The following is a 17,325-nucleotide window of genomic DNA, read 5'->3' on the forward strand; positions in this document are numbered from 1 at the left end:
AGAGGCAATAGCAATGGGTGTGTATGACTACAAGAACTTCGGCACAGCCGATTCCAAGGCGTTGTTCAGCGATGCCATGGCGATCACGCTGTATTCCTACCACAACCTCGATAACGGCTTTGCCGCCGGTTATCAGCACAACGGTTTCGGCCTCGGCCTGCCCGCCACGCTGGTCACGGCGCTGCTCGGCGGCACCGACTCGCAAGGGGTGATTCCCGGCATTCCGTGGAACCCCGACTCGGAAAAACTCGCCCTCGACGCCGTGAAAAAGGCTGGCTGGACGCCTATCACCGCCTCGCAATTGGGCTACGACGGCAAGACCGACGCCCGGGGCACCTTCTTCGGCGAGAAGGCCGGTTACACCACCGCGCAAGTGGAAATTCTCGGCAAGTACGACGCTCAGGGCCATCTCACGGAACTTGGCATTGCCTTTCGCGGCACCAGCGGTCCGCGGGAAAACCTGATCCTCGACTCGATTGGCGACGTGATCAACGACCTGCTCGCCGCCTTCGGCCCCAAGGATTACGCTAAGAACTACGTCGGCGAAGCCTTCGGCAATCTGCTCAATGATGTGGTGGCGTTTGCCAAGGCCAACGGCCTCAGCGGCAAGGATGTGCTGGTCAGCGGCCACAGCCTCGGTGGCTTGGCGGTCAACAGCATGGCGGATCTGAGTGGCGGCAAGTGGGGCGGTTTCTTTGCCGATTCCAACTACATCGCCTACGCCTCGCCAACCCAGAGCAGCACAGACAAAGTGCTCAACGTCGGCTACGAAAACGACCCGGTGTTCCGTGCCCTCGACGGCTCGACTTTTACCGGTGCCTCCGTCGGCGTGCACGATGCGCCCAAGGACTCGGCCACGGACAACATCGTCAGCTTCAATGATCATTACGCCTCAACCGCGTGGAATCTGCTGCCGTTCTCGATCGTCAACATCCCCACGTGGATTTCCCATTTGCCGACCGCATATGGAGACGGCATGAACCGGGTGATCGAATCAAAATTCTACGACCTGACCAGCCGCGACTCGACGATCATCGTCGCCAACCTGTCCGACCCGGCGCGGGCCAACACCTGGGTGCAGGACCTCAACCGCAACGCCGAAACCCACAAGGGCAGCACATTCATCATCGGCAGTGACGCCAATGACCTGATCCAGGGCGGCAGCGGCAACGATTATCTGGAAGGTCGCGCCGGCAACGATACGTTCCGCGACAGCGGCGGCTACAACGTCATCCTTGGCGGGCAGGGCAGCAATACCCTCGATCTGCAAAGCGCGGTGAAGAACTTCGACTTCGCCAACGACGGCGCCGGCAACGTGTACGTGCGCGATGCCAACGGCGGGATCAGCATCACCCGCGACATCGGCAGCATCGTCACCAAAGAACCGGGGTTTCTCTGGGGATTGTTCAAGGACGACGTGACCCACAGCGTCACGGCCAGCGGTTTGAAGGTCGGCAACAACGTCACTGCTTACGAGTCCAGCGTCAAAGGCACCGCTGGCGCCGACACGCTGAAGGCGCATGCCGGTGGCGATTGGTTGTTCGGCCTCGATGGCAATGATCACCTGATTGGCGGTGCGGGCAACGACGTGTTTGTTGGTGGTGCCGGCAACGACCTGATGGAATCGGGAGGCGGGGCGGATACTTTCCTGTTCAACGGTGCGTTCGGGCAGGATCGGGTAGTGGGTTTTACGTCGAATGACAAACTGGTGTTTCTCGGTGTGCAGGGTGTTTTGCCGGCGGAGGATTTCCGTGCCCATGCCGCGACCGTTGGGCAGGATACGGTGCTGACGTTTGGCAACGATTCGGTGACGCTGGTCGGGGTGTCGCTCAATAGCTTGAGTGCTGACGGTGTTGTGATCGCCTGATGTTGATGGGGTGCCGGTAAGGGCCCTTTCGCGAACAAGCTCGCTCCCACAGGGGATTTGTAAACGACACAGATCCATTGTGGGGGCGAGCCTGCTCGCGAAGAACGATAACGCGGTTTAAAAGTGACTCGACAGCCACGACCTGACTCAAACCCCTGCAAAACAGGAAATGCGGCCTAAAGCCAGCACGTGCGCACACGTTCTATAGCTAGCCGCCATTGAGTACAGGAGATTCAAACGTGAAAGGTTTCAAGGGGTATATCGGCTTCGTTGCACTGGCGCTGTGTTCGGCCAATGTCTGCGCCGATCTGCCTCAAAGTTCGATTCTGAGCCGTTATGGCATCACCACCGACCAACTGCCGAGCCCACCGAAAAGCGAAGTGGTCGAACCGGTCGAAGAGAAGAGCCGCTTTCAGATTCAGCCCGAACAACCGTTCGTGACCTTGCGCCTGGGTGACGGTAAACAGCCGCAAACCACCGGCAATCTGAGCATCGATCGCATGGCGCAGCAGGATCTGGAACGCTGCCGGCGTTTGCAGGGCGAAGTGGTCAAGCGGGGCGGCACGTACATGCCATGCGATGGCAGCCTCCCGGGCATGCCGACCTTCGAATAAAAAAGCTGCTTTGCTGATCGCTCCCACACTCCGCGTGGGAGCGATCACCGTGGGTCAGTCTTCTTCGCGAACGGTCGCCACTTCATCGGCGCGGACCTTCACCTTGGCCCCGGAAATATCTTCGAACTCATAGAAGCCGTCCTTGGTTTTGGTTTTCGGCATGTCCTTGGTCAGATACTGGGTGCCGTTCTGCAGAGTGACTACCGTCGGGGTCGAGCAACCGGCCAGTGCCAGCGCGGCAACGACGGCGAAAGGGATGCCCAGTGACTTGATTTTCATACCCACCTCTAAATCCTCATTCGATGTGATGCCGAGCATTGTCGGCCCTCTAACGCGGTTGGTGCCATCCCCGGAGGAAAAGTTCGATAGCCCGACGAAAAAATGCCATTGATCATTTTCCGTTTGCACCGGGCAGGGCACAGCTGGTATCTGTACGCATAACCAGTATTCGCTCGCCATGGCCCCAGAATTCCCGTGACTGCCAATCCCCTCGACGACCCGTTCTATTACCTTAACAACTTTCGGCAAGTGCTTGATTGGCTTGAACTTCGCTATGCCGATGTGATGAGCGAAACGGAACACGCGTTTATCCGCGACTTCACGGCCTTGCCCCGTGCGAGTCAGGGTCTGCTGGTGCGGATGGTGATGCGCAAGGGCGTGCACTTTCGCGTCGGCAAACTCAATTATGTTGAAGTCGGTGACATCGCCAGGGCCGCGCAACCTTTGCTGGAGCGTGGCTGGATCGCCGAACATGCGCCGTTGGCGCTCGCCGAGTTGTTCGACGTGTTGCTCAAGGCCGAGCTTGTGCAAGCCTTCGGCGCCGCCATCGAACAGCCCAAGGGGCGCAAGGATGAGTGGCTGCCGCTGTTGGCCGAGCACTTCAGCGAGTTGCGCAGCCTGCGCGACTGGGCGCCGCTGCTCGATGACCGGCTGTTCAGCCTGACCATCATGGACCTGTGCGACCGCTTGCGTCTGATGTTCTTCGGCAACCTGTATCAGGACTGGTCAGAATTCGTCCTCGCCGACCTGGGCATCTTCACCTATGAAAAAGTCGAATTCTGCGCGGATTCGCGAGGCCTGCGTCGCCGCGAGGACGTCGACGCTTGTCTGTTCCTGCACAACTGCCAATTGCGTTTCGAGGCCGGCGAGCCGCTGGAAACCATCGTCGAGCAAGTCAGTGCGTTGGACTTCGACAACCCTTGGCTGCATCGCCGGCGTGGCAAGGTGTTGTTCCAGATCGGCCAGTATTGCGAGCGCATCACCGAGTTTGCCCTGGCCCTGAGCATCTACCGCGACTGCGCCTATCCCGGCGCCCGGTTGCGCATGATTCGCGTACTGGAACGCAGCGGCGAATACTCGCTGGCGCTGGAACTTGGAACATTGGCAGAGCAGGCGCCGGAAAGCGCCGCCGAGCAGCAAGGCCTGCAACGGATTCTGCCAAGGCTGCGGCGTAAGCTCGGCGGCCCGCCGCTCAAGCGCACAACCGTGAAGCCCGTCGAGCGTCTGGACCTGCATTTGCCGCGCAGCGATCCCGCGTTGTCTGTGGAGTATTACGTGCAGGCGCATCTGCACGATGATGACGGCCCGGTGCATTACGTGGAAAACAGCCTGATCAACTCACTGTTTGGCTTGTTGTGCTGGCCCGCGATCTTCGCGCCGTTACCCGGGGCGTTCTTTCACCCGTTCCAGCGCGGCCCGGTGGACCTGCTCAACGAAGACTTCCAGCAACGCCGCGCCGAGCTGTTTCAGGCCTGCCTGAGCGAACTCGACGACGGCCGCTATGCCGCGACCATTCGCCAGCGCTTTGTCGACAAATGGGGCATCCAGTCGCCGTTCGTGTTCTGGGGAGCAATGAATGAGCCACTGCTGGAGCAGGCGTTGGTCTGTCTGCCGGCCCAGCACCTCAAGCACTGGTTCAAACGCTTGCTGCTCGACATCAAGGCCAACCGCGCCGGCATGCCCGACCTTATCCAGTTCTGGCCGCAGCACAAAACCTACCGAATGATCGAGGTCAAAGGTCCCGGCGATCGCCTGCAGGACAACCAATTGCGCTGGCTGGAGTTCTGCCATCAACACCAGATGCCAGTGGCGGTGTGTTACGTGCAATGGGCGGAGCAGAGCGCTTGAGCTACAGCATCGCCGTGCGCGCACTGTGCGAGTTCACCGCCAAAACCGGCGACCTCGACCTGCGCTTCACACCCTCACCCACGGCGCTGGAAGGCATTGCCGGCCACCGCACCGTGGCCTCACGGCGCAGCGAAAAGTATCAAAGCGAAGTGGCGCTGGAAGGCGAGTTCCTGCAATTGAAGGTCAAGGGCAGGGCGGACGGCTACGACCCGGCGCAAACCTGCCTGGAAGAAGTCAAAACCTACCGTGGCGACCTGAACAAGCAACCGGCCAATCACCGCCAGTTGCACTGGGCGCAGGCGAAAATCTACGGCTGGTTGATGTGCCGCAAGCTCGAGCTTGAACAGATCAATCTGGCGCTGGTGTACTTCGATATCGTCAGCGAGAAAGAGACCTGTCTGGTCGAAGCGTTCAGCGCAGATGCGTTGAAAGCGTTTTTCGAGCAGCAGTGCCGACTGTTCCTGCAATGGGCCGAACAGGAAATGGCCCATCGCGAGGCGCGCAATCTGGCCGCGCAACAACTGGCGTTTCCCCATGCGGATTTTCGGCCGGGCCAGCGGCATCTGGCTGAGTCGGTGTTCAAGGCCGTCAGCACCGGCCGCTGCCTGATGGCCCAGGCGCCGACCGGCATCGGCAAAACCCTCGGCACGCTGTTCCCGATGCTAAAAGCGCTGGCACCGCAGCAACTGGACAAGGTGTTCTTCCTCACTGCCAAGACACCGGGTCGCAAACTGGCACTGGATGCCAGCCAGGTGTTGTTCGATCAGTCGCCAGCCTTGCCCCTGCGGGTGCTGGAAATGGTCGCTCGGGACAAGGCCTGCGAACACCCGGACAAAGCCTGTCACGGTGAATCCTGTCCGTTGGCCCAAGGCTTTTATGATCGCCTGCCTGCCGCGCGTGAGGCAGCCAGTCGAATCCAGTTGCTCGATCAAGCGGCCATGCGCGAAGTGGCCACGCAACATGCGGTGTGCCCGTATTACCTGAGTCAGGAGATGGCCCGTTGGGTGGACGTGGTCATCGCTGACTACAATTATTACTTCGACTTCAGCGCCATGCTCTTCGGTCTCGCCCAGCTCAACCAATGGAAAGTCGCGGTGCTGGCGGACGAGGCGCACAACCTCGTCGAACGGGGCCGGCAGATGTACAGCGGCAGTCTTGATCAGTTCACCTTGGGCAGCGTGCGCAAAACTGCACCGGCGCCGTTGAAAAAGCCCCTGCAACGGATCAACCGTGAATGGAACGCCCTGCATGCGCCGCAATTGGCGGCGTATCAGGCCTACGACAAGGCCCCGGAAAAACTCCTGCAAGCGATCTCGCTGTGTTGCGCCGCCATTGGCGATTACCTCAATGACCATCCGCAGGGTCTCGACAGCGCGTTGCAGAACTTCTATTTCGACCTGCTGCAATTCGTCCGGGTGGCGGAGCTGTATGACGAGCATTACCTGTTCGACATCAGCAAGCGCGACCTCGACCGCAAAAAGCCGCTGTCGCAATTGTGCCTGCGCAATGTGGTGCCGGCGGCATTCATCGGCCCGCGCCTGAAAGCGGCGCGCAGCAGTGTGTTGTTTTCTGCCACCCTCAGCCCACGCCACTATTACGCCGATTTGCTTGGGACGCCCGCCGACACCGTGTGGATCGACGTCGAATCGCCGTTTTGCGCCGAGCAGTTGCAGGTGCAAATCATCAGCCGCATCTCGACGCGCTTCAACCATCGTCAGGCCTCGCTGGAGCCGATCGTTGAACTGATCGCGCGGCAGTTCAGCGAGCGCCCCGGCAATTACCTGGCGTTTTTCAGCAGCTTCGATTATCTGCAACAAGTGGCGTCGTTACTGGCCGAACGCTATCCGCACATCACCCTCTGGCAACAATCGCGGGGGATGCTCGAAGGCGCGCGGCAGGCCTTTCTCGATCAGTTCACCGCCCACAGCCAAGGCGTCGGCTTTGCCGTGTTGGGTGGCGCATTCGGTGAGGGCATCGATTTGCCCGGTGCGCGCTTGATCGGTGCGTTCATTGCCACGTTGGGTCTGGCGCAGTTCAATCCGGTTAACGAACAGCTCAAACACCGCATGGCGGCGATCTTCGGCGCCGGTTACGACTACACCTACCTTTACCCCGGCGTGCAGAAAGTGGTGCAGGCCGCCGGACGAGTCATCCGTACCCGCGAGGATCGCGGCGTGGTCATGTTGATCGACGACCGCTTTGCCGAAAGCCGGATCAAACAACTGCTGCCAAGCTGGTGGGCAATCAAAAATGAGTCGGCCGCTTCCCAATTCGCCGGATTGACGCATACTTCTGCTCATGACAATGCCCGGTGAGTGTGATGAGCGAAAACAACAAGACCGCTGCGATCGAAGAGATGCGTTTTCGTCTGTTGATCGATGCGGTGGTCGACTATGCGATCTACATGATCGATCCCGACGGCATCATCACCAGTTGGAACTCCGGCGCCAAACGCTTCAAGGGTTATGAGGAGGCGGAAATCCTCGGCGAGCATTTTTCGCGTTTCTACACCGCTGATGATCGCGCCGCTGGCCTGCCGCAACGGGCGCTCGATACGGCGATCCGTGAAGGGCGTTTCGAAGGCGAGGGCTGGCGGGTGCGCAAGGACGGCACCAATTTCTGGTCGCACGTGGTGATTGATCCGATCATTGATCCCAACGGCAAATTGCTCGGCTTCGCCAAGATCACCCGCGACCTCACCGACCGCAAAATGGCCGAGGAAACCCTCAAGCAAAGCGAGCAGCAGTTCCGCTTGCTGGTGCAGGGCGTTACCGATTACGCGATCTACATGCTCAGCCCCGAAGGCCGGGTCAGCAACTGGAATCAAGGCGCCCAGCGGATCAAGGGTTATCTGCCGGAAGAAATCATCGGTCAGCACTTTTCGATTTTCTATACCCCCGAAGACCGCGAACTCGGCGAACCGCAACGGGCGCTGGAAATCGCCACCCGCGAGGGCCGCTTCGAAAACAAGAGCTGGCGCATGCGTAAGGACGGCACGCGTTTTCTGGCCCATGTGGTGGTCGATGCGATTCGCGGCGATACCGGCACGTTGCTCGGGTTTGCCAAGATCACCCGTGACATTACTGAGGCCCATCAAGCCCAGCAAGCGCTGGAGAAAACCCGTGAAGCGCTGTTCCAGGCGCAGAAGATGCAGGCCATCGGTCAGCTCAGTGGAGGCATCGCTCATGACTTCAATAATCTGCTGACGGTGATTCTCGGCAATCTGGAAATCGTGCAGAAGCGCATGGGCGACGACGCGAAAATCAGCCGTCTGCTGGAAAACGCTACCCAAGGTGCATTGCGCGGTGTGTCGCTGACCCAGCGTATGCTGGCGTTCGCCCGGCGTCAGGAGCTGAAGACCGAGCCCGTCGATATCCCGCAACTGGTACAGGGCATTACTGGTTTGTTGCGCAGTTCCCTGGGGCCGGGCATCAGCGTCGAAACGCAGTTTCCCGAGGGCCTGGAGCCGGTGCTGGCGGACAGCAATCAACTGGAACTGGCGTTGCTCAACCTGGCGACCAACGCCCGTGATGCCATGCCCGACGGTGGCACGGTGATCATCAATGCTGAACCGCAGGTGGTGCTCGAACTCGGTCACGCGGATCTGCCGGCAGGACGTTATGTCTGCCTCAGCCTGATCGACAGCGGCGAGGGTATGGATGCGCAAACGCTAGCCTCGGCCAGAGACCCGTTCTTCACCACCAAAGGTCTGGGCAAAGGCACCGGGCTGGGGCTGTCGATGGTGCACGGGTACATGGAACAACTCGGTGGCCGCTTCATTCTCAAAAGCGCAAAAGCCCAGGGCACCAAGGCTGAATTGTGGATTCCGGTGGCCGTCGAGGGTGTGACCAGCAAGCCGCTGTATCCGCCTGCCGAACCGATTTCGGTGCCAAGACTCAGCGTATTGGTGGTGGATGACGATTCGCTGGTGTTGACCAGCACCAGCCTGTTGCTCGAAGACCTTGGCCATCGGGTGGTCAGTGCGACGTCCGGGGCGCAGGCGCTGGCGCTGTTCGATCAGGGCGAGGTGATTGACCTGATGATCACCGACATGGCCATGCCGCAGATGAGCGGCGCGCAACTGGCCCACGCGGTGCGGCTGCTCAAACCGGATCTGCCGATCATCCTCGCCACCGGATATGCCGAGCGCCTGGAAGGTTTTGCCGCGCAACTGCCACGGTTGCCCAAGCCGTTCACGCAGATGAATCTGGTGGCGATCATTGCGCAATCGATGAAGTGAGACGGTGGTCAATCCGGCTGAACTTGCGCGCCAACGGGGACTTCTAAACGTCTTCCCCACCCTGGAGCGTGCGTCTTTTGTCTCGCATACTGACTGAGCCAACTGCTGAAGAAACCCTGACCGAACACGACGCCAAGATGTTCGGCTCACCGAAGGAACGGCTGGATTTCTATCGGCGGGAGATCCAGTACGAAACCAGCATCCTCGCCAACCGCACCGATGCCTATCTGGCCGCGCAATCGTTTCTGGTGATCGCCTTTGCGTCCTGCATGGCCAACCTCAATCCGGAGTGGGGCAAGTTGTTCACGCTGGTGGTGCCGCCGTTTCTGGCGCTGCTCGGGTTGCTCAGCTCGCTCAACGCCTGGCCCGGGATTCGCGCGGCTTACGACATCATCGATCACTGGCATTTCAAGCAGAGCCACTTGTTGCACAGCGAACCGCTGATGGGCCTGGCGTATGACGAATCACCGCTGTTCAGCGAGATGGAGTCGAGCCACAAGGGCTATCGCAAGTCGCTGCTGTTTTCGGTGCGCACGCCTTGGATCTTTGCAACGTTCTGGGTGTTGTTGGGGAGTTATTCGGTGTTTATCCAGGTGACCAATCCTGGAGGGTGATGGGCAGGTATAGAAAAGCCCGGCTTATGGGCCGGGCTTTTTCATTCGCTTGGATTTAGTGGTGCTACACAGATCGATCCCCCTCACCCCAACCCTCTCCCCCAATGGGGGCGAGGGGGAAGGGAGCAGATCTTCGTTGTACTCAAAATCTGCGTTCGACCCGGTATCTCAGGTCGGTGTACCTCAACCATTCACCTCGGTCAGTTCCCTCTCCCTTGGGAGAGGGCTAGGGTGAGGGGGCTGCTCTGGCTCACTCCACGGTTTCAAGCTGCCGGCGCAACGCCACCGAGTTCTGCGACGACATCGGAATCGGCGGGAAGTCTTCATTCAAGACACACAAATGGTCGATCGCATCTTCAAACATCGAATCGGCTTTCTTGCGCAGTGCGCGGTAGCGCTCGAACTGTTCAATGTCCAGATCCTTGACGTCAAGCAGCGCATTGGCCGCTCGATTGAGGGTGTGGGCGTTATCGAACAATTGACGATTGCGTTCCAGAGCCAGTGCTCTGCAAGCCTTGATTTGCGCAGGAGTCGAGCATTCTTTCATGACCGTGACCTTTTTCTTCAAGGGTTCCGTTTCATAGGCTTAGCACCGCAGGGGAACCGAACCTGCCGGGCCCCGCCGGACACATCTGGCGAGGGGTTATGCTTGTGACTGTCGGCCATTGCGCAGGGATCCATTTTTTTACAGAAAAAAATTCGATCAATAAATCGTTACAGCGCGAAATTAAAAATCAGGATTTTTGTTTCTTGTACTGTTCATAGCCAGCGAGGATCGGTTGGGTGCTGATCCCGTGAAGCAGGATGCTCAGTGCCACCACCGACAAGGTCAGGTCGGTGCATTGCGTGGCCACCGTGTTGGTCAGCCCGTGATTCAAGGCATAAAACAGATAGAACAGGCTGCCGATCCCGCGAATGCCGAACCAGCCGATCAGTAATCGTTGTCGCCCCTCCAGCAGCGTGCCCCAAGGTATCAGCGCGACGCAGGCCGGGCGAATCAGGCAGAACAATACGCCGCCCACCAGCAGTGCTCGCCAATCCCAGTGCGCCACCAGCACCACGCCGAGCAGGGTCACCAGAAATACTTCCATGGCGCGCTCGACCAGACTGCCAAACGACAACATATCGCCCATCATGATCCCGGCTGCGACCTGGCTGCTCTCCAGCCGATCGGTATCGCCATGCACGGCGTGCTGCGGTTCGACGTTCTGATGGCCGACCACCGGCTGCACCAGATGCTCGGCGGGGGGCTGGCTGGCACCGGTGGATTTCACTTCGACTTGCCGTAAACCGAGCCCAGCGGCGAATACCGAGAGAAAGCCGTAGCCGCCAATGGCTTCCGCGACGACATACGCTAAAGCGATCAGCGACAGTGCCAGATAATCATTGGGGCTCAAGGTGCTGTCGTCATTGCGAATGCGCAGTGAAAGGGTCACGCGGCCGATGCCGCGACCCATCCAGTAACCGGTCAAGAGTCCTGCGGGCACCGCCCACAACACGTTGCGCAAGACCCAGCCCTGCCATTCACCAGCGCTGCCATCACCGTGCAGCAACAACAGGCCGAGAATCACGAAGGGGAAGGCGATGCCGTCATTCAATCCTGCTTCGCCCGAGAGCCCGAAACGCACGCTATCGACGTCCCTGGCATCGTTGACCTGTACCAGCGCCGCCAGCACCGGATCGGTCGGCGCCAGAATCGCGCCGATCAGCAACGACGGCCCCCACGGCAAACGCAATCCCCAATGCAGCAGCAAGCAAACTCCGGCAATGGTCAGCACCATTACCGGTCCGGCAAGACCGAATGCAATTCGCCAGCGCTTGTCACGCAACGGCAAACGCAGCTTGAGCCCGCAGACAAACAGGGAGAACAGCACCGCGACTTCGGTCAGGTGCTCCATCCACAACGAGGCGTTTTCCAGCGACAGTTTCAACAGATCGAGACCGCTGGGGCCGATGCCGATCCCCAGCAGCAAGCAGACGGCTGACGTGGTCACCGGCATCCAGCGCAGGTACGAGGAGGTCAGTGCCAGGGTCAACAGCACGGCGCCGAGTACCGCGACCCACACAGTAAAACTCATGATTTGCCGCCTTCAGTGATTAATGACGGCCGCCTGCAGAGACCCTTTCGCTTATCACGCCGCCCCTGTAGGAGCTGCCGCAGGCTGCGATATTTTGATCTGGATGTTAAAAACAAGATCAAAAGATCGCAGCCTGCGGCAGCTCCTACAGTGCGTTTACTCACAGCATTGGCTTGCCACCGGTCACGCCATAGCGCTGGCCGGTGATGTAACTGGCTTCGTCCGAAGCCAGCAGCACGTAGATCGGCGCCACTTCAACCGGTTGGCCGGGGCGGCCGAGCGGGGTGTTGCCACCGAAATTCTGCACTTCCTCATCGGGCATGGTCGAGACGATCAGCGGCGTCCAGATCGGCCCGGGCGCCACGCAGTTCACGCGAATCTCTTTCGGCCCGAGCATTTGCGCCAGGCCGCCGGTGAAATTGGCAATCGCGCCTTTGGTGGTGGCGTAGGCGAGCAGGGTGGGTTTGGGCATGTCCGAGTTGACCGAGCTGGTGTTGATGATCGACGAGCCGGCGCGCATGTGTTTGATCGCCGCCTGACACAGGCGGAAGATCGCGGTGATGTTGACGTCGAAGGTCATCACCCATTCTTCGTCGGGGATTTCCTCAAAGTTTTCGTGAGTCATCTGGAACGCGGCGTTGTTGACCAGCACGTCGATGCGGCCAAAGCGTTCGACGGTTTGGTCGACCAACGCCTGGCAGTGGGATTTCTGCGCGATATCGCCGGGCAGCAACAGGCACTGACGTCCGGCCTGTTCGACCCAGCGTGCGGTTTCCTTGGCGTCTTCGTGTTCATTCAGATACGCCACTGCCACGTCGGCGCCTTCACGGGCGAAGGCAATCGCCACGGCGCGGCCGATGCCGCTGTCGGCGCCAGTGATCAGGGCAATCTTGCCGGACAGCCGCCCGGAACCGACATAGCTTTGCTCGCCGCAATCGGGATAGGGCTCCATCTTGCGTTGCGAGCCCGGTACGGCTTGGGCTTGTGCGGGGAAGGGTGGTTTTGGATAGTCGCTCATCGCAGGTCTCCGAGTCTCAGGGCAGGTATGGGTGGTTGACCCGATGCGTTTGCCGTGAGTTCGATCGGATTTACGCTGCATTTTCTGACTTGGAAATGCAAAACCCTGTGGGAGCGAGCTTGCTCGCGAAAGCGGTGGTTCAGTCAACATTGATGTCGGCTGACACTCCGCCTTCGCGAGCAAGCTCGCTCCCACAGGGGATCATCTGAGGTTTCAGGTATTGCGTGTAGTCAGGGCGCGCTCCATGCGGGCGATGCCTTCTTCGAGCAACGAGCGCGGGCAGCCGAAATTCAGGCGTACGAACTGCTGGTGTTGATCGCCGAAGTCCAGACCGGCGCTCAGCCCCACTTTGGCCTGTTCAAGGAAGAACTGCTGCGGATTGTCCAGATCCAGCGCCGAGCAATCCAGCCAGGCCAGATACGTGCCCTGTGGCACATTGATCTTCACCCCCGGCAAGCGACTGCGCACCGCTTCCACCAGCCAGTCACGGTTAGCCTGTAAATAGGTTTTCAGCTCGGTGAGCCACGGCCCACCTTCGCTGTAGGCGACGCGCGTAGCTTCCATACCCAGCGGGTTGACGCTGTCGACCATGCCGCAACGGGCGTGGTTGACGCGCTCGCGCAGGGCGGCGTCCTGAATGATCATGAACGAGGTCTTCAGGCCGGCGATGTTGTAAGCCTTGCTCGCCGACATCAGGGTGATGGTGCGTTGGGCGATCTCAGCGCTCAACGAGGCGGTCGGAATATGCACGCGACCATCGAAGCACAGCTCGGCGTGGATTTCGTCGGAGATGATCCATGCGTCCTGCGCCGCACAAATGTCGGCCACGGCTTGCAGTTCTTCACGGCCAAATACTTTGCCGATCGGGTTGTGCGGGTTGCTCAGCAACAGCGCGCCGCCACCGTTCAGCGATTCACGCAGAACGTCCAGCGGCGTCAGGTAGGTACCGTCAGCCTGCGCGACGAATTCCAGCTCAACCTTGTTCAACCCCCAATGCCCCGGTGCATGGCGCAGCGGCGGGTAGTTCGGCACCTGCACCACGACGTTCTGTTGCGGTTGCACCAGCGCTTTCAGCGCCATATTGAAACCGGACTCGACGCCCGGCAGGAAGATCAGCTCTTGCGGTTTGACCTTCCAGGAAAACTTGTTCCAGAGGTCGGCGACGATGGCTTCACGCAGGTTGTCCTGCGCCACGCTGTAGCCCACCAACGGGTGCAGCAAGCGTTGCTGCAGTGCCTCGATCACCACCGGCGGCGCGGCGAAATCCATGTCAGCGACCCACATCGGCAGCACGTCGGCCGAATAGCGGCTCCACTTGGTGCTGCCGGTGTTGTGGCGGTCGAATACCTGATCAAAATCGAAAGTCATGCGCGGTCTCGTGAAGGCGGGATGGGTCCTGGACGCCATTCTAAGCCTTACGCGATCCCTGTGGGAGCGAGCTTGCTCGCGAATGCGTCGGATCAGCCAGCATTGATGTTGAATGACGCACCGCTTTCGCGAGCAAGCTCGCTCCCACAGGGTTTGGTGGTCTTCAGTGAAAGACCCGACAAACGGCCGACGGTCGGTTTTCACACAGGTTGTGTGGTCATTGTCTACAGTGAAAAGGTCGGCACTTGTCTGCCGCAACCGTGATTGTCCAGATAAAACCCGGCATAAGTACCGGGTTCCACCTGATCAGGAGTGCACGATGGATCTCAGCCGTCGTCAGTTCTTCAAGGTCGCCGGTATCGGCCTTGCAGGCTCGAGCCTGGGCGCGTTGGGCATGGCCCCGACGCAGGCCTTCGCCGAGCAGGTGCGCCACTTCAAGCTTGCCCACACCCATGAAACCCGCAACACCTGTCCGTATTGCTCGGTCGGTTGCGGTTTGATCATGTACAGCCAGGGCGACGGAGCGAAGAACGTAGCGCAAAGCATCATTCACATCGAGGGCGACGCCGACCACCCGGTCAATCGCGGCACCCTTTGCCCGAAAGGCGCAGGCCTGCTCGACTTCATTCACAGCCCCGGCCGTTTGCTCTACCCGCAAACCCGCAAACCGGGCAGCAGTGAGTGGACGCGGATCAGTTGGGACGAAGCGCTCGACCGCATCGCCGACCTGATGAAAACCGATCGTGACGCCAACTTCATCGAGAAAAATGCCAACGGGCAAATGGTGAATCGCTGGCTGACCACCGGGTTCCTCGCCGCGTCGGCGGCGTCCAATGAAGCCGGCTACATCACCCAGAAGGTGATTCGCAGTCTCGGCATGCTGGGGTTCGATAACCAGGCGCGTGTCTGACACGGCCCGACGGTGGCAAGTCTTGCCCCGACGTACGGCCGTGGAGCCATGACCAACACCTGGACCGATATCGCCAACGCGAATCTGATCCTGGTGATGGGTGGCAACGCCGCAGAAGCGCATCCGTGCGGCTTCAAATGGGTGACCGAGGCCAAGGCGCATAACGCTGCGCGGCTGATCGTGGTTGATCCGCGTTTTACCCGGACCGCTTCGGTGGCCGACTATTACGCGCCGATCCGCACCGGCACCGACATCGCCTTCATGGGCGGCCTGATCAATTACCTGCTGACCGAGGACAAAATCCAGCACGAGTACGTGCGCAACTACACCGACGTGTCGTTCATCGTCAAAGCAGGCTATGGCTTTGAAGACGGCATCTTCAGCGGTTACGACGTCGCCAAGCGCAGCTACACCGACAAATCCGGCTGGGGTTACGAGCTGGGTGAGGACGGCTTCGCCAAAGTCGACCCGACCCTGCAAGACCCGCGCTGCGTCTATCAATTGATGAAACAGCATTACAGCCGCTACAACATCGACCTCGCGAGCCAGATTTGCGGCATGCCGGTCGACGCTATGCAGAAAATCTGGGAGGAAATCGCCACCTGTTCGATCCCGGGCAAGACCATGACGATTCTCTACGCCCTCGGCTGGACCCAGCACTCGATCGGCGCGCAGATCATTCGCAGCGCGGCGATGGTGCAACTACTGCTGGGCAACGTCGGCATGCCCGGTGGCGGCGTCAACGCCTTGCGCGGTCACTCCAACATTCAGGGCCTGACCGACCTTGGCTTGCTCTCCAATGCACTGCCGGGCTATCTGACCCTGGGCCAGGACAGCGAGCAGGACTACAACGCCTTCATCCATAAACGCACGCAAGTGCCGCTGCGTCCGGGGCAACTGTCGTACTGGCAGAACTACAGCAAATTCCACGTCAGCCTGATGAAGTCGTGGTACGGCGCCAACGCCACCGTCGAGAACAATTGGTGCTACGACCATTTGCCGAAACTCGACATCCCCAACTACGACGTCCTGAAGATGTTCGACCTGATGAGCCAGGGCAAGGTCAACGGCTACTTTTGCCAAGGCTTCAACCCGATAGCCGCGCTGCCGGACAAGAACCGCGTGATGGGCGCACTGGCCAAGCTGAAATGGCTGGTGGTGATGGATCCGCTCGCCACTGAGACCTCGGAGTTCTGGCATAACGTCGGGCCGTACAACGATGTGAAAAGCGAGGAGATCCAGACCGAAGTCATTCGCCTGCCGACCACCTGTTTTGCCGAAGAGGATGGGTCGCTGGTCAATAGCAGCCGCTGGCTGCAATGGCACTGGAAAGGCGCTGATGGCCCCGGCGAAGCGCAGACTGACATCCGCATCATGGCCGAACTGTTCTTGCGCCTGCGCAAGCGTTATCAGGGTGAGGGCGGCAAATTCCCCGATCCACTGCTGAAACTGACGTGGCCGTACAAGATCCCCGACGAGCCTTCGCCGGAAGAACTGGCCAAGGAAATCAACGGCAGCGCCGTGGCTGATTTCACCGATGCCACTGACGTCGCGGTCAAGGCCGGCTCGCAACTCGCCGGGTTCGGCTTGCTCAAGGATGACGGCAGCACCGCGTCCGGTTGCTGGATCTTTGCCGGCAGCTGGACCGAGGCCGGCAACCAGATGGCTCGCCGCGACAACAGTGATCCGTTCGGCATGCACCAGCATTTGGGCTGGGCGTGGGCCTGGCCGGCGAACCGGCGGATTCTCTACAACCGCGCTTCGGCAGACGTCGCCGGCAAACCGTGGGATCCGAAAAAACGCCTGGTGTGGTGGAACGGCAAGGCCTGGACCGGCACCGACGTGCCGGACTACAAAGCCGACGTACCGCCGGAAGCCGGGATGAACCCGTTCATCATGAACCCCGAAGGCGTCGCGCGGTTCTTCGCCGTCGACAAGATGAACGAAGGCCCATTCCCCGAGCACTACGAGCCGTTCGAAACGCCGATTGGCATCAACCCGTTGCACCCGCAAAACAAGAAAGCCACCAGCAACCCGGCGGCGCGGATCTTCGATTCGGTCTGGGAAACCCTCGGCGAGGCCAAGGACTTCCCGTACGCCGGCACCAGTTACCGGCTGACCGAGCATTTCCACTTCTGGAGCAAGCATTGCAAGTTGAACGCAATTGCCCAACCCGAGCAGTTCGTCGAAATCGGCGAACTGCTGGCGAAAGAGAAGGGCATCGCTGCCGGCGATCGCGTACGGGTCAGTTGCAAACGCGGCTTTATCGAAGCGGTGGCGGTGGTGACGAAAAGGATCCGGCCGTTGCAGGTCAACGGCCAGGTCGTGCATCAGATCGGCATCCCGCTGCATTGGGGCTTCACCGGCCTGACGCGCCACGGTTACCTGACCAACACCCTGGTGCCGTTCCTCGGCGATGGCAATACCCAGACCCCGGAATCCAAGTCATTCCTGGTCAACGTGGAGAAGCTCTGATGGAGAATCTTTAA

At 60.0% G+C, this 17,325-nt stretch carries 12 protein-coding genes; 7 read left to right on the top strand and 5 right to left on the bottom strand.

Going from position 1 to position 17,325, the window contains the following annotated elements:
• Positions 1-13: 13 nt before the first annotated feature.
• Together ACZ0A4_RS08480 and ACZ0A4_RS08485 are read left to right on the top strand one after the other, a co-directional pair.
• Positions 14-1,867 (top strand): polyurethane esterase, encoded by a 1,854-nt coding sequence (locus tag ACZ0A4_RS08480; RefSeq protein ID WP_463574064.1) that lies wholly within the window; start codon positions 14-16, stop codon positions 1,865-1,867.
• A 239-nt stretch (positions 1,868-2,106) separates the two neighbouring features.
• The gene (locus ACZ0A4_RS08485; protein WP_463574065.1) at positions 2,107-2,481 is read left to right on the top strand and encodes a hypothetical protein; all 375 of its coding nucleotides are present in this window, start codon (positions 2,107-2,109) and stop codon (positions 2,479-2,481) included.
• A 54-nt stretch (positions 2,482-2,535) separates the two neighbouring features.
• Here the strand turns inward: ACZ0A4_RS08485 and ACZ0A4_RS08490 are convergent, their stop codons facing one another.
• Complete coding sequence (locus ACZ0A4_RS08490) at positions 2,536-2,760, bottom strand: YgdI/YgdR family lipoprotein (RefSeq protein ID WP_077572987.1); 225 nt, start codon at positions 2,758-2,760, stop codon at positions 2,536-2,538.
• 195 nt (positions 2,761-2,955) lie between these two features.
• On the opposite strand from ACZ0A4_RS08490, the gene ACZ0A4_RS08495 reads away from it, so the two are divergent.
• The 4 genes from ACZ0A4_RS08495 to ACZ0A4_RS08510 all read left to right on the top strand — a co-directional run bounded on the left by ACZ0A4_RS08495 (position 2,956) and on the right by ACZ0A4_RS08510 (position 9,462).
• The gene (locus ACZ0A4_RS08495; RefSeq protein ID WP_463574066.1) at positions 2,956-4,608 is read left to right on the top strand and encodes a VRR-NUC domain-containing protein; all 1,653 of its coding nucleotides are present in this window, start codon (positions 2,956-2,958) and stop codon (positions 4,606-4,608) included.
• Entirely contained in the window at positions 4,605-6,923 is a 2,319-nt protein-coding gene (locus ACZ0A4_RS08500) for an ATP-dependent DNA helicase (RefSeq protein WP_463574068.1), read from the top strand. Before ACZ0A4_RS08495 ends, ACZ0A4_RS08500 begins: the two co-directional genes overlap by 4 nt.
• Before the next feature lie 5 nt (positions 6,924-6,928).
• Positions 6,929-8,848 carry a hybrid sensor histidine kinase/response regulator gene (locus ACZ0A4_RS08505; protein WP_463574069.1) on the top strand — a complete coding sequence of 640 codons (1,920 nt, stop codon included), beginning with the start codon at positions 6,929-6,931 and terminating at the stop codon, positions 8,846-8,848.
• A 77-nt stretch (positions 8,849-8,925) separates the two neighbouring features.
• Positions 8,926-9,462 (top strand): hypothetical protein, encoded by a 537-nt coding sequence (locus tag ACZ0A4_RS08510; RefSeq protein ID WP_463574070.1) that lies wholly within the window; start codon positions 8,926-8,928, stop codon positions 9,460-9,462.
• 250 nt (positions 9,463-9,712) lie between these two features.
• Here ACZ0A4_RS08510 and ACZ0A4_RS08515 read toward each other — a convergent pair whose 3' ends face one another.
• The 4 genes from ACZ0A4_RS08515 to ACZ0A4_RS08530 all read right to left on the bottom strand — a co-directional run bounded on the left by ACZ0A4_RS08515 (position 9,713) and on the right by ACZ0A4_RS08530 (position 13,926).
• The gene (locus tag ACZ0A4_RS08515; protein WP_322847140.1) at positions 9,713-10,009 is read right to left on the bottom strand and encodes a hypothetical protein; all 297 of its coding nucleotides are present in this window, start codon (positions 10,007-10,009) and stop codon (positions 9,713-9,715) included.
• Positions 10,010-10,196: 187 nt separating this feature from the next.
• Entirely contained in the window at positions 10,197-11,540 is a 1,344-nt protein-coding gene (locus ACZ0A4_RS08520) for a cation:proton antiporter (protein WP_463574071.1), read from the bottom strand.
• A 160-nt stretch (positions 11,541-11,700) separates the two neighbouring features.
• Positions 11,701-12,558 carry a glucose 1-dehydrogenase gene (locus tag ACZ0A4_RS08525; RefSeq protein ID WP_463574073.1) on the bottom strand — a complete coding sequence of 286 codons (858 nt, stop codon included), beginning with the start codon at positions 12,556-12,558 and terminating at the stop codon, positions 11,701-11,703.
• Between the two features lie 213 nt (positions 12,559-12,771).
• Positions 12,772-13,926, bottom strand: coding sequence for a MalY/PatB family protein (locus ACZ0A4_RS08530; protein WP_463574074.1), 1,155 nt, complete (start codon positions 13,924-13,926; stop codon positions 12,772-12,774).
• A gap of 319 nt (positions 13,927-14,245) precedes the next feature.
• On the opposite strand from ACZ0A4_RS08530, the gene fdnG reads away from it, so the two are divergent.
• Positions 14,246-17,311, top strand: coding sequence for a formate dehydrogenase-N subunit alpha (gene fdnG / locus ACZ0A4_RS08535; protein WP_463574076.1), 3,066 nt, complete (start codon positions 14,246-14,248; stop codon positions 17,309-17,311).
• Positions 17,312-17,325: the final 14 nt, after the last annotated feature.

The sequence above is a fragment of the Pseudomonas sp. AC172 genome, from assembly GCF_979258595.1.